This window comes from Aminobacterium sp. MB27-C1, assembly GCF_030908405.1.
Classification (GTDB): domain Bacteria; phylum Synergistota; class Synergistia; order Synergistales; family Aminobacteriaceae; genus Aminobacterium.
On sequence record NZ_CP133089.1, the window covers coordinates 637,314 to 650,014 of the forward strand.

The window sequence follows — 12,701 nt, forward strand, 5'->3', positions numbered from 1 at the left end:
GTGGGGACGACTCTTCTCAGTGTTGACTCTATAACAGTTCGTAGAGAAAACACGACTATATTGAAAGATATGAGCTTAAAAGTTGAAAGCGGGGAAGTAACCGGCGTTCTCGGACGGAACGGAGCGGGAAAGTCGAGTCTTGCCTATGCCCTTATGGGATTGCCCGATTATATTCCCGTAAAAGGTTCTATCACCTTTCTTGGAAAAGATATTACAAGATGGTCGATTACCGATCGTGCGAAGGCCGGATTAACACTTGCGTGGCAGCTTCCGGCACGGTATGAGGGTATTAGTATCAGAGACTATCTGCGGACAGGAACAAAAGGGTGCTCTGAACGAGATTTAGAAGAATCCATGGACTTTATTCAGATGAATACGACATTCCTTGACCGGGCAATCGACAAAAGCCTCTCTGGTGGTGAGCGTAAAAGAATAGAGTTGGCCTCTATCTATCTCATGAAGCCTCGCCTTGCCATTCTTGACGAGCCTGATTCCGGAGTTGACCTCCTGGCCCTTCGTGAGGTTCTGGGGCTGTTGCGTCTGCTTGCCGATCAAGGGAGCGGCGTCATGGTTATTACTCACCGCGAAGATGTGGCGGCTGGATGTGATCGTTCGTATCTTATGTGCGATGGCCGCATTATTCTTGAGGGGAGTGCCGGAGCGGTAAAGAGATACTTTATGTCTCAATGCCGTCCCTGTGATGGTTGTGAAGTGGGAGAGGTGATGCGCCGTGGCTAAGATCAGTGAAGAGTTTCAGGAAATATTGAAAATTGCTGCCAGCACGCCAGGATACGACCATTTTGACCATAAAAAAGGTGCCTACGCCCTTATCAACGCCAATAAAGTTGTAGATTATCATGAAATTGAGGGAGTTCATATTGAAGCCTACGAGACAGACGATGGCGTAAAGGCTCTCATCGATATTGAGGAAGGTGTGCAGCTCGTAGAGCCTGTCCATCTTTGTTTCGGAGATGTTCGCAAGAACGGCCGTCAAGTTATCGAGAGCCACGTTACTGTGGGACGGGGAGCGAAAGTTGATTTTCTCGCTCATTGTGTCTTTCCTCATGCGGAGAAATTTCTCCACGCCATGGAAGGAACGGTAGAAGTGGGCGAGGGAGCGAATGTCTCTTACAAAGAACTTCACTATCATGGCCCTGAAAGTCAGATGGAAGTTCGTCCTGTAACGAAGGTAAAGGTTAATAAGGGAGGCCGTTACGTTAATGATTTTACTCTTGTCGAAGGCAAGGTCGGCTCTCTCGACATAGATATAGATATAGATGCTGTCGGTGAAGGAAGCCGCGTCGAGCTGACATCGAAGGTCTACGGCAAGGCCGATGATTCTGTAAAAATTCAGGATGTCGTGAAGCTTTCAGGGAAGAATAGCTCCGCTCTCATAAAGACGAGAACCGTATTGAAAGATCATAGCGTAGGCAGTTTCATGGGCATGATCGACGGAGCTGCTCCTGGTGCGAAGGGGCACGTCGATTGTACTGAAGTTGTTCAGGGACATGCCATAGCCGATGCCTCGCCTGTGGTGAGGGCATCTCATCCGGAAGCGGAAGTGACTCACGAAGCGGCTATTGGCCGTATTGCTGATGATAAAATTGCCGGGCTCATGGCGAAGGGACTTACTTCCGACGAAGCTATAGACATGATTGTTTCGGGCCTTTTGAAATAGCTTTTTGCCGGCAGAGAACGGGAACATATTGAAACTAAAATTAAGAAGCCTTTCCTCGACGGGAAAGGCCTCTTTTTATACTGGCTTCGTTACAGAATTGACGATGACAATTCCTCTGTTGTGGTCTCCATCTGTATAGACGGAGAAAGATCCCGTATAGATGCGGATGGCAGGGTGAGGCCCCAATGCATATGGAGCTGTCTCAAAGAATTCCTCATCGTAAATATTATTTCTGTCTCCTTTATAGACTGGCATGTAGAGAATGCCATCAATTTCAAGGTCAGTAAAGAAGTGGGTTCCGAAAGAGAGTTCGGGCATATAGCCTTCTTTGGGAATACCGACTTCCACAATGCAGCAACACTTCGTTATTTCATCGTACTGTACAGGCACACCTAGAAGGGGGTTGCTCGATCCCACACGTCCTGGAGCTACGAGAATGAAGTTCTTATCCCCCATGCTCTGATTAACCTCTCCAATGCCTCTGGCAATATCTGAGAAACGACGTTCCCTGGAGTAGAGGTGATGGTCTATAAGCACAATATGAGGTATGTTTTCCCGAGCGCCATTTGTTACCATCCGGTCAGCTTGCAGAATAACCTTCTTGTCTGAAAGATCGGGAATCCTCTTCTCAAAGGTATCGCTTAGCCACAGTGGCCTGGCCTGGACTATCTCTACAATATCTTCTCTTGGGTGGTAGGCAAATTCCACATCTGCCGGAACGCCCATGGCATGGTCGAGAAGTTGAAGAATCTTCTTCATCCTTTCAAAAAAGTGCTTTGAGCGACATGCAAACTCTTCAAAAGTGAAACAGATCTTGTCTCCTTTTTCTACGATGGATCCTATTCGTGATGCCATAGGGGAGAAGTAGCCTCCCTCGTCGTCGGAACGGTATATCTGCGCATAGTCGGGGAAACACTCGTGATAGGGAGCTATGTCTTTCCATATCTGCTTTATATCAACGGTGACAAGCTCTCCTTTCTCTTTATCTACGACCTGAAAATGCTCCTGTGAGTGCCGCATAACGTTAAATGGATTTTGTCCCTCCGGGCGGAGACAGGGCATTGTCAGTGAAAAGGTTCTGGCGTACCCTCGCTTAGTGCTTGTTGTTCCCATACCGAAGACGAGGCGAATAATGCCATCTTCCGACTTAATACGGGTTGTCCACCGTCTGTAGTACCGAGAGAATCCGACGCCGGCCATGGTGGGATAGTAGTAGTTTCCGCGCCACTTTCCGGCAACGCGCATTATAATGATTCCCATTTCATCATTTCCGAGTTTATGCTTGTTTCTGTACGCTGTGGCGATGGGGAAAAAGGTTCGTGCGTAAATTTTCTTAATATCCTCTTCGACACGGGCAAGACGTTCTTCCAACGGGGCATCCCCATTTATTTCAAAGAGAGAGAGGTATTTTCCCGCAAAGGAATATTTGAGGGAATCCTCGAGTATGCTGCTGCTTCTGACAATAATGGGGTCTGTCATTTTGCTCAGAAAAGCAGCCAGATGGCCTCGTACCTCTTCAGGCAGCGTGGTGCGCAAAAAGGCTTCTTCCAATTGGGCAGGATCCCCATTTTGAAGTTCTTCAAGGTTGGGAATCTGGCGAATAACATCACGAAAAGAGCTTACAGCTATAAAGAGTGAGACAGGAATAGTTACATGTTCTTGTAGATCGGGATCAACGTTGTCTCGAATCTTGCGAAAGCCAAAGAGGAGGGAACGACCTTTTCCTCCGATACTTCCTTCCCCTACAATAAGAGAAGAAAAGTCGGGGTCGTTTTGTGGATCCCACGCAAAATACTCACTAATTGTCTTTTCGTTTGCTGTCTTATCGTTCACGGCTTTATCGTCTCTCCTTCTCGCAATCTTCTTGCTCTATGCCCCATACATCCGATGACCGCACTGACGAAAGAGCGTGAATAATATTCATTTTTATGCTCGGATTCTCTTGCTCTAACTGTTCTATAAGCAAACGTGTCTTACTTCGTTGCGTATGGAGCGAAAAGGGACAAATTTCAGGTGTGATAGGTAATTTCAAACGCAACGCTTCTTTTTTAAGTTCCTTTTCCCCAATATATATGAGTGGCCTGATAACCCACAACCCTGTGCGACTTTGCCAAAACTTGGGTCTGAAACTTTTAAAGCGACCTGTCTGAAAGAGGTTCATAAGAACTGTTTCCGATACATCGTCGAGATTGTGTCCCAAGGCAAGTACATTATATCCGTGTTCCACAGCTACGGAACTCAGAATGCCTCGTCTGAGATTGGAACAAAAACTGCAGGGCGATTTCTCATTTCGTCTCTTTATTATCTCCGAAATAGGGTAAATCGTCACGAAATGTTCGACATGAAGTTTATCGCAAAGATCGGAAAGAGGTTGTGTATCCATCTCTCCCCCTGAAATATCGACGGTACAGGCTCCAAGTTCGAAGTGGCGGGGAGATCTTTTGCGGAAAGCGGACAGGGCTGTTAAAAGAACAAGGCTGTCTTTGCCCCCTGAGAGTCCGATGAGGATCTTGTCTCCATCTTTAATCATAGAAAAATTGCCGAGAGCTTTTCCAAAGCGTTTACGGAGCATTGGTTGAAGCTGAAGGTTGACTATTTCTTTTGAATTATCCGTCATGTTCTTTCTTTAAGTGCTCCTTTGATCATTATGGTATATAATTAGGTCTATAGACCTAATCAACCCGAAGATGTAAGTACGGTTCCTTTTTTGTAAAAGTACCTAAACTATATCATAGGTCTATATATCATAGAGACATTTGTCATGGATATGTAAAGACTCGCAGAGTATTTTATGGGGGTGGAGCCATGGATTCCATACGCCTTGTTATAGCTGACGATCATAGGCTTTTTCGAGATGGCGTAAAGAAACTTCTGGAACTTGAGTCTGATATTGATGTAATTGGTGAAGCTGGAGATGGTGAAGAAGCTTTAAAAGTCGTGCGAGAGAAAGAGCCGGATGTTCTTCTTTTTGATATCAATATGCCTAAAATAGACGGAATTCAGCTTGTACGGGAATTGAACAGCTATACACATGCTATTAAATATGTTGCCGTGAGTGCTTACGATGATGAAGATAGTCTTTCAGCTCTTTCTTCAGCGGGTGTTTTAGGATTTGTGCTTAAAGCTTCGGGCAGAGTGGAATTGTTGTCGGCAATTCGTTCTGCCAATCGTAATCAACCGTATGTGGACCCGCGAGTTGCGGGAAAACTATTGACTTCATTTTCAAGACGCAAAGAGGAAAATGATCAGCTTTATGAATTGACGCCCCGGGAAAAGGAAATATTATACTGGCTTGCACAGGGGCTGAGCAATTCCGAAGTGGCAGCTAAGATGGTTCTCTCTGAGAAAACAGTTAAGAATCATGTAAGTCACGTTTTAAAGAAGCTTGATTTGCGTGATAGAACTCAGGCAGCGATTTTGGCGTGGCGCATTGGTTTTGCACAACTGCAACCAGATTCTTTGCGACAGGTTATTAGCGGTTCTTTATCATCGAAGTAAGATTCTGACTGAATCAGTAAACTGAATGATTGGAATGCGTAAACGAAAGGTACAAACACAGAAAAGAGGGCTGAACAACAAGCCCTCTTTTCTGTGTTTGTTATATTGTCCGTTTTATGCGACGCATAACTCCTGTTGAATTACTGGCTTTGTGACGCGAGTTGCGTTGATACGCTGGAAAGCCAGCTTATCTGCTGTTGTAGTTTGGCTAATTGCTGCTCTGCTGCCGTATATTGCTTATAAATTCGTTTCCGTTTTTCAGAAAGCTGATCTTCGAATTTGCTGATTCGCTTATCTATCGATTTTACTTCTGTTTCCCATGAGTGTATCTGACTGGAAATACGTCCCTTAGGTTGAGATGTTCCGCCAGTGGCGATAGTGGAAGAACTGGTAAGTCCGTCCATGGCTTCGTCGAGTTTTTTCATAACATTCGTCATGAATTGTTCCACAGCCTTAGGATCCTTTTTCATGCCAGTCATGAACTTATCTGTATCGAATTCCAGTTTCCCGCTCTTTCCGAAGTCGGCCTTTTCAGTAGTAATGCCGAGCTGAGAAAGCTGTGTGTAGGGATCGTTGAGACCTAAAAGTCCCAATACTCCGCTTGAGTCGGAAACTGTCGCCTGTTTATTACTTGCAGCAGTAATAACAAGGCGGCCTTCTGTAACTCTTGCTGTGGCAAGAGGCGGGGAGAGAAGCTCTCCATTCGAATCGTAGCGAAGCTCACTGGAGCTATTGATACGATCGGCTATATTTTGTACGGTGTCGCCAGGTTTCACGACTATGGAAGTGCTCTTGTTATCTATGGTAATAGAGAAGGCCGTATCGTTTGTAAGACCTTCGTCGGCCATTGTTCCAAGAATAGCTTCTGTGCCGGTTCTCTGGTTGAACGGGATAGGAGCGGAACTTCCCAATATTTGGCGTAACTGGCTTTTGATTTGCCAAAGTGTTGAATCTCCATGAAGCTTGCCCCATTTTCGTTCGAAGTCTGAAACTGGGTCTTTGACGAGTTCCTCGGAAAGACGGATATTGATCCAGTCCATAATGTCATTGTAGGCCGTTACAAACTCCTCTGTAGATGTAACAGCTTTCTCGGCGTCAAGGGTTACATCCATCATGACTGTGCCTGGTCCCGCCACATCAAGGGTTACACCGTCAATGAGGCCCTCTATGGTGTTGCTCGATCGGGTTATGCTCATTCCATCGATGACAAGCTCTGCATCTTGAGCGGGGATGTAATTTCTGGCATCAGCGCTATCCAGTCCGAGAATGTTGATAATGCTTCCGTCTGCCTCTCCTTCAGTATCAAAGGTGTAAACATTGGCGTTTACTTTATAGGAAACGTTATATTTTATGCCCTCTGCCGGTTTGTTTCCGCCAGCGAGCCATGTAATCTCATTGCCGCCCTGAGAAACTTCGAAGTCAACACCTTCAATATAGGTTATGCCAGCCTGGGTGACAGTCAACGCTCCATTGGCAGGAGCCTGCTTGTCTATGGAAAAGTCTAATAGATCTGGCTCGCCGTCGGCGCCCCGTGTAATAGTTGATTCGAAAGTTTTTTCTCCAAGTCCTGTTTCGGTGCTTTCGAGAACAAGCCTGTTGTCAAGAATTTTTGCGACGATGGGCAGTGGCTCTCCCTTTGCTTCACCGTCTGCATTAAGGGTTATATCTGTGGCTCCGTTGATTTTATCTACAACTTTCTGAAGCGTGTCGCTTGGGGTAATCTCTATCTTTGCCCGTTTTCCACCTGCTGAAATGTAGAAAATGCGGTTTTCCGTAAGACCAAGGTCTTCCATCTTGTCTTCGATACGAGCACCGAAGCGAGTTTCTTTCGTGGCCTTCTGAATAACCTCTATTTCATGACGACAAATGGCTGCTGTTGATTTCACTGTAGCTTTTACAATGGCATCGCTTGACGATCCCCCGCTGAGAACGACCATTTCTGCCTGTTTATTAAGATAAGTAGACTCGAGTTTTAGAGGAGTCAAAGCCGTTCGAGCTTGTTTAATAGAAGCGGAAAGTTCTTTATAGAGATCTATTTTCAACTCAAGGGTATCTTTCTGCTCAAGCCAGACTTCTTCAGGCTTCCGTGCCTTTTCCATCACTTTATCGAGCATACTTCCCCAATCCATACCACTAGCAACACCAGGCATAGTAAAGAGAGGCTCACTAGAATCTGCCATGGCTATTCCTCCTTGAATATATTGGTTTCATAATATGTATCGGGTAGCGCGCTATATTTCTTAATATATGTATATCTTTATAGGAGGAAAAGTTTTTTGTTTCTCTACGTGGTAGAATATCTTGTTGAGAAGATCGTGAAGGGATTGGTTTCATGATTGGTAAAATACAAGACGAACTCAGAGAATCTATAGACGTCAAGAGGGCAGCCTTGCCTTTAGCTGAAAAAGTGGCGTTAGCCTCCCAGTATATAATTCAAACCATATCTCAAGGTGGAACGGTGTTTTTTTGTGGGAACGGCGGGTCTGCTGCCGATGCGCAACATATGGCGGCAGAGCTTCTCGGTCGTTTTGAACGGAACAGAAAGGCGCTGCCTGCAATGGCTTTGACGACGAACTCGAGTACGATAACGGCCCTTGCCAACGATTTCGGGTATGAGAATATTTTTATCAGACAGTTGCAGGGATTGGCCGATTCAAAAGATACAGTTGTAGGAATATCTACGAGTGGAACAAGTGCCAACGTGGTGAAGGCGCTGGAATGGGCCAGAGAAAATGGACTTAAGACAATCGGCATGACGGGCCAGGGTGGCGGAAAATTAGCTGACATTGTCTCTGTTCTTCTTGCGGCTCCTTCCCTTCACACTCCGCGAATACAGGAATTGCATATTACATGGGGACATATAATATGTGGTCTCGTAGAGGAGGCTCTCTGTTCCCATGAAGAGTGAACTTGCCGTTATTCTTGCGGGAGGCCTTGGAACCCGCCTGCGGTCGGTTGTCTCCGACCGTCCAAAAGCGCTTGCGCTTATAGGTGGCAAGCCTTTCTTACATTGGCTTTTTCTCTTCCTTCGTCAAAGAGGCATAGGGAAATGTCTTCTGCTTCTTGGCTATAAGGCCGACCAGATCCGGGAATATTGCCAAAACGGAGAGCCATGGGGATTATCGATAGAATATAGTGTGGAACCTGAGCCTCTCGATAAGGCGGGAGCTCTGCGTTATGCCCTGCCTTCCATTCAGGAAGACGATTTTTTGTTTCTTAACGGCGACACCCTTCTCGATGTGGATATAGAGAGCATGTTTAAAGAGAGCCGGCATCTCGATGCCGACGTGGTCATTGCACTTCGCAAATGGCCTTCAATAGAAAGAACAGATCCTGTTGAGATAGACGAAGATAAAAGAGTCTTGCGATTTGGGGATTCCTCCATAGCAGCTGGGGACGATGGCCAGTGGCTTATCAATGGAGGACTCTATGTTGTTAAACGAAAAGTGGTTGAGGATTTGCCAGAAGGGCGGCTTTCCTGGGAAAAAGATGTATTGCCCGCATTGCTTGAAAGAAATGCCCCCGTGTACGCTCACGAAGCGGAAGGTTTTTTTGTTGACATTGGCGTTCCAGACGATTATCAAAAAAGCCAAAAAAATATTCCTGAATTTATAGTTTCCCTTGATCAATAAAGAAGGTGTTTGTAGAATGTCATTGAAAGTTTTTATTACGGGAATTGGCGGATTTATAGGAAGTCACCTCTCAGAGTTTCTGGCCCGCAAGGGATGCGAAGTGTGGGGGTCGTATTTCCGTCCGACAAACGATATGAGTGTTCCGACACGATATGCCAAAGGTCTTTTTAATATTGACGTTCGTCAGAGATCACATCTTGAAGAAGCTCTTCAACAAGTTCGTCCTCACGTTATTTACCACTTGGCGGCTCAGAGCTACCCTATGGTTTCGTATAAAGAACCTGAATTCACAGTAGAATCGAACGTTATGGGAACGCTCAACGTCTTTGAATCAATGCTTCATCTGGGATTGAAAGATACGAGAGTCTTGCTGGCATCATCTACAGCTGCCTACGGATTTATAGATCCCTCCGAGGCTCCTGTAACAGAAGATCAGCCATTTCGGCCAGCTCACGTCTACGGTATGTCGAAAGCGGCTCAGGATTTGCTTGCCGTGACGTATGGCAACGCTCACTCACTTGATATTATTCGCCTGCGAATAGGCAATTGCGTAGGACGTCGCCGCAGGGGGGAAGTTGTTTCCGACTTTACCCGACGTCGCGCTCAGATAGATTTAGATATTATTCCGCCGGAATTTCATGTGGGAAATTTGCACACGAAGCGGGCCTTCCTTGATGTGCGAGACGCTGTAGAGGGCTTTTGGGCTCTTCAGGAGAAGGGACGTGGCGGAGAAGCTTATAATATTTCTGGATCAGATGTCGTTTCGATGCAGCAGCTTCTCGACATTGTTCTTGAAGGTTGCGAAAAAGATGTAAACGTAGTGCGGGATCCGGCTCTTGTGCGTGCTGTTGATGAATTGATCTACTGGAATGACTTATCAAAGATCAAGAAGGATACTGGCTGGAAACCTTGCCACGTTTTGAGTGACACTGTAAATGATATGGTAGAGTGGTGGAGAGAGGAATTGAAAAAATCAGAGAAAGAAGGAGGAAATCAAATTTGATCATATCTATTGATGGGAAAAAAGTTGAGTTGAATTCGGCAGAAACGGAAGATAAGAAAATTTTGCTTCAAGAGGTGAAACAGATACTTTCCCAAAAGGGGCGAGTGCTGAGGGCAGTAGAAGTAGATGGAGCTGCGTTAGATGAAGAAGCCTTTGAAAAGCTTCAAAGTGTCGGTGCCGTTGATTTTCAGAGCACGTCCATTAGAGAACTTGTTATGGAGTCTTTGGAAAGCTCGGAAACCTATTTGCCTACGCTGATCAACGGTATGAAGCGCGTTGCCACCTTTTTGGAGAATCACCAGATGGACGAAGCTATGGCGACTCTCAAAGATGGAGTGGAAGGTATTAGCTGGCTGTTGCAGGTCATGTTGCACTCTCAATTTCTCCTCTCAGTGCAGGATGGCGACATGGGAGACGGAAAGATTGAATCTCATCGCAACGCTTTGACAAAAGCTCTTGAGAAGACATCGGAATATATGGAGAACAATCAGACCGAGGAGATGGCTGCCAGTATCCGAGATGACATCGTACCTCTTCTCGAAGGATTGTACCCTTATATTGAAGAACTTAGTTCAGTTGCGAGTGGTTATATTCAGTAAATGGTTCCTGCGGTTTTTCTCGATAGAGATGGAACATTAATAGAACACGTTCCTTATTTAGACGATATCTGCAAGATCAGACTTGTGCCTTTTGCCGCGCAAGCTCTCAAAAAGTTAAAAAGCCTGGGATATCTTCTCGTGGTGGTTTCCAACCAAAGCGGCGTTGCTCGTGGGTATTTTGATGAAGCCTTTGTTCAAAAGAGCCATCGCTTTATACAGAAAGAATTGGAAAGGGAAGGAACCGGTATTGATGCTTTCTATTACTGTCCTCATCATCCTGAGGCTGTGATAGAGCAATACAAACAAGAATGTACGTGTCGGAAACCTGCTCCTGGAATGGTATTGGGAGCGGTTAAAGATCTTTCAATAGATATACGGAGAAGCTGGGTCGTAGGAGACAATGAACCAGATCTGCTTCTGGCCGAGAATGTGAATTGTCCATTCATTCTTGTTCGAAGCGGATATGGGGCAGAGTTGGAAGAGAAGAAAAGCATGTTGTCGCTACATGTCGTCGATGGGTTGTACGAGGCAGCATGTCTTATAGAAGAAACCCATAGGAGAAAGTAAGGGGTGCATTACCCTTGTCATTACGAAAAGGACTCGTTGTATTCTTAACTTTGACATTCGGAGTAAGTGCTCTGGTTCTTATTTCAAGTGTGGACGAGAGTACTGTTGAAATGCTTTTTACCGCAAGGAAATCTGCATTAGTAGTTGCTTTACTGCTTGTTTTTGGGGCGTGGTGCTGTGACGCCATGCGTTTTTGTGCCATAGCCAGAGCAGCTTCAGAGCGCGTAACTTTCCGCCTTGGATTGGTTTTAACGTGGCTCCATTACTTTGGATGCGCTGTAACTCCTATGCAAAGTGGCGGCGGACCCTTTCAGGTCTTTGTCTTATATAAACACGATATGCCTATAGGGAAAGGTGTGGCAATTACCTTAACGCGCACCCTTCTCACCCTTTTGCTGCTGGGCGTTGTGGTTCCTATGGCTATTCTTTTTGAACCAGAGCTTTTGGGAACAAGCCTCTTTGTAAAAAGCGTATTTACATATGTTGCAATTTTTGTGGGTATTTCATGGGTTCTTGTCGTTTTGAGTCTCACGAAACCTCAGCTGATGAAAAGATGGGGCCAGATATTGACCCTTATGCTGAAACGTTTCGGGATTGTAAAGCATATAAAGGTGCTCTCTGTAATACGCAGGGTCAATAGGGAAATAGACAATTATAGCGAGAATTTCAGACTCTTCTTCACGTCTGGATTTCCTCACTTTGTAGGCGCCATAATTCTTTCTGGCCTTCATTTGCTCTGTCTTTTCTCGGTTCTTCCCTGCCTTATCTGGGCAGTTGGCCTTCCTGTTCACTACCTTCAGGCTTTTATGGCACAAGCTGTATTCATGTTTGTGCTCTATTTTGTTCCCACTCCTGGCGCAAGTGGCGTTGCAGAAGGGGGAGGAGCCGCCCTTTTCGGACTTCTCGTTCCCTGGCATGTTGCAGGAGTAATGGCCATTCTATGGCGTTTCTTTACGGAATACTTAGCTATAGGAATGGGTGCAGCTGTAGCCATCCGACTCTTGGGATGGGGAACCAGCGAAGAAATTTTTATGAATGAAAGAGAGAAATTAGACCATGACGCATGACACATTTCAAGCCAAGGTATTTAAATTGCGTGGAGGGCTGTGGACAGCTCTTTACCTCCTTATCCTCTTTTTGGCCAGACCTGAATTGAGTCGGGTTGTTCCCTCTTTGCTCATTGTGGCTTTGGGCCAGTTCATACGTTTCTGGGCCTCGGGCTGCATAGTGAAATACAGAGGCGAAAAGGTTGGAGCAGAGCAGCTGGTTACATGGGGACCCTATTCCTTTGTACGGAATCCTCTCTACGTTGGAAATGGACTTATCGGTTTGGGATGGTCTATATTGGCAGGCCCCTGGGTTGTCGCCCTCTTTCTTTTCTCCTTTTTCCTCATTTACGGCATATGGATCGTTCCCTATGAGGAATCTTTTCTGGAAGAAAAATTTGGTGCGGCATACACAGATTATAAGAAAACGACGGGACGTTTTATTCCTCTCTCATGGCCTGGAAAGCGCATTAACGGTCATTACGAATGGTCTATAGTCTGGAAGAGCGAGAGGCATTCGTTGTGGGTGACTCTTGCAGGAACAGCACTACTTCTCTCTCGCTTTAAATGGTAGTAGTGCGGTAATTAATGTACGCTGCATAAAAAGTTTTTACGTGATAACCATATATTTGAAGCCCCCTGAATTTGATTTCAGGGGGCTTCTTGCCTTACGGATAG

The 12,701-nt window shown here is 45.7% G+C and carries 13 protein-coding genes; 10 read left to right on the forward strand and 3 right to left on the reverse strand.

What is annotated here, in order from left to right; all coding sequences use genetic code 11:
- Together RBH88_RS03060 and RBH88_RS03065 are read left to right on the forward strand one after the other, a co-directional pair.
- Window positions 1-738 (forward strand): ABC transporter ATP-binding protein, encoded by a 738-nt coding sequence (locus RBH88_RS03060; protein WP_213691863.1) that lies wholly within the window; start codon window positions 1-3, stop codon window positions 736-738.
- Complete coding sequence (locus RBH88_RS03065) at window positions 731-1,678, forward strand: SufD family Fe-S cluster assembly protein (RefSeq protein WP_307879866.1); 948 nt, start codon at window positions 731-733, stop codon at window positions 1,676-1,678. Before RBH88_RS03060 ends, RBH88_RS03065 begins: the two co-directional genes overlap by 8 nt.
- Window positions 1,679-1,753: 75 nt before the next feature.
- Here the strand turns inward: RBH88_RS03065 and RBH88_RS03070 are convergent, their stop codons facing one another.
- Window positions 1,754-3,511, reverse strand: a complete 1,758-nt coding sequence (locus tag RBH88_RS03070; protein WP_307879867.1) for a PEP/pyruvate-binding domain-containing protein — start codon at window positions 3,509-3,511, stop codon at window positions 1,754-1,756.
- A 4-nt stretch (window positions 3,512-3,515) separates the two neighbouring features.
- Window positions 3,516-4,295 carry an ATP-binding protein gene (locus RBH88_RS03075; RefSeq protein ID WP_213691866.1) on the reverse strand — a complete coding sequence of 260 codons (780 nt, stop codon included), beginning with the start codon at window positions 4,293-4,295 and terminating at the stop codon, window positions 3,516-3,518.
- 188 nt (window positions 4,296-4,483) lie between these two features.
- Between RBH88_RS03075 and RBH88_RS03080 the strand changes: the two genes are divergently transcribed.
- Window positions 4,484-5,176, forward strand: a complete 693-nt coding sequence (locus RBH88_RS03080; protein ID WP_213691867.1) for a response regulator transcription factor — start codon at window positions 4,484-4,486, stop codon at window positions 5,174-5,176.
- 140 nt (window positions 5,177-5,316) lie between these two features.
- Here the strand turns inward: RBH88_RS03080 and fliD are convergent, their stop codons facing one another.
- The gene (fliD, locus tag RBH88_RS03085) at window positions 5,317-7,356 is read right to left on the reverse strand and encodes a flagellar filament capping protein FliD (RefSeq protein WP_213701250.1); all 2,040 of its coding nucleotides are present in this window, start codon (window positions 7,354-7,356) and stop codon (window positions 5,317-5,319) included.
- 152 nt (window positions 7,357-7,508) lie between these two features.
- On the opposite strand from fliD, the gene RBH88_RS03090 reads away from it, so the two are divergent.
- From RBH88_RS03090 to RBH88_RS03120, 7 genes are read left to right on the forward strand one after another with little or no spacing between them, the layout of a single operon-like run.
- A complete protein-coding gene (locus tag RBH88_RS03090; protein ID WP_213691869.1) occupies window positions 7,509-8,084 on the forward strand; it encodes an SIS domain-containing protein in 576 nt (191 codons plus the stop codon).
- A complete protein-coding gene (locus RBH88_RS03095; RefSeq protein ID WP_213699725.1) occupies window positions 8,074-8,808 on the forward strand; it encodes a nucleotidyltransferase family protein in 735 nt (244 codons plus the stop codon). The genes RBH88_RS03090 and RBH88_RS03095 overlap by 11 nt, the downstream gene beginning before the upstream one ends.
- Before the next feature lie 16 nt (window positions 8,809-8,824).
- On the forward strand, window positions 8,825-9,811 hold the full coding sequence (locus RBH88_RS03100; RefSeq protein WP_307879868.1) for a GDP-mannose 4,6-dehydratase: 987 nt from the start codon (window positions 8,825-8,827) through the stop codon (window positions 9,809-9,811).
- Window positions 9,808-10,410 carry a hypothetical protein gene (locus tag RBH88_RS03105; protein ID WP_307879869.1) on the forward strand — a complete coding sequence of 201 codons (603 nt, stop codon included), beginning with the start codon at window positions 9,808-9,810 and terminating at the stop codon, window positions 10,408-10,410. The genes RBH88_RS03100 and RBH88_RS03105 overlap by 4 nt, the downstream gene beginning before the upstream one ends.
- Entirely contained in the window at window positions 10,411-10,977 is a 567-nt protein-coding gene (locus RBH88_RS03110) for an HAD-IIIA family hydrolase (RefSeq protein WP_213701247.1), read from the forward strand.
- Window positions 10,978-10,991: 14 nt separating this feature from the next.
- Complete coding sequence (locus RBH88_RS03115; RefSeq protein WP_213691874.1) at window positions 10,992-12,044, forward strand: lysylphosphatidylglycerol synthase transmembrane domain-containing protein; 1,053 nt, start codon at window positions 10,992-10,994, stop codon at window positions 12,042-12,044.
- Window positions 12,034-12,597, forward strand: a complete 564-nt coding sequence (locus tag RBH88_RS03120; RefSeq protein WP_213691875.1) for an isoprenylcysteine carboxylmethyltransferase family protein — start codon at window positions 12,034-12,036, stop codon at window positions 12,595-12,597. The genes RBH88_RS03115 and RBH88_RS03120 overlap by 11 nt, the downstream gene beginning before the upstream one ends.
- Window positions 12,598-12,701 lie beyond the last annotated feature (104 nt).

Bases quoted from the DNA above. Each gene is read 5' to 3' on its own strand.
- RBH88_RS03090 (WP_213691869.1), top strand. From the start codon at position 7,509: ATGATTGGTAAAATACAAGACGAACTCAGAGAATCTATAGACGTCAAG.
- RBH88_RS03075 (WP_213691866.1), bottom strand. From the start codon at position 4,295: ATGACGGATAATTCAAAAGAAATAGTCAACCTTCAGCTTCAACCAATG.
- RBH88_RS03100 (WP_307879868.1), top strand. From the start codon at position 8,825: ATGTCATTGAAAGTTTTTATTACGGGAATTGGCGGATTTATAGGAAGT.
- RBH88_RS03095 (WP_213699725.1), top strand. From the start codon at position 8,074: ATGAAGAGTGAACTTGCCGTTATTCTTGCGGGAGGCCTTGGAACCCGC.
- fliD (WP_213701250.1), bottom strand. From the start codon at position 7,356: ATGGCAGATTCTAGTGAGCCTCTCTTTACTATGCCTGGTGTTGCTAGT.
- RBH88_RS03080 (WP_213691867.1), top strand. From the start codon at position 4,484: ATGGATTCCATACGCCTTGTTATAGCTGACGATCATAGGCTTTTTCGA.
- RBH88_RS03120 (WP_213691875.1), top strand. From the start codon at position 12,034: ATGACGCATGACACATTTCAAGCCAAGGTATTTAAATTGCGTGGAGGG.
- RBH88_RS03110 (WP_213701247.1), top strand. From the start codon at position 10,411: ATGGTTCCTGCGGTTTTTCTCGATAGAGATGGAACATTAATAGAACAC.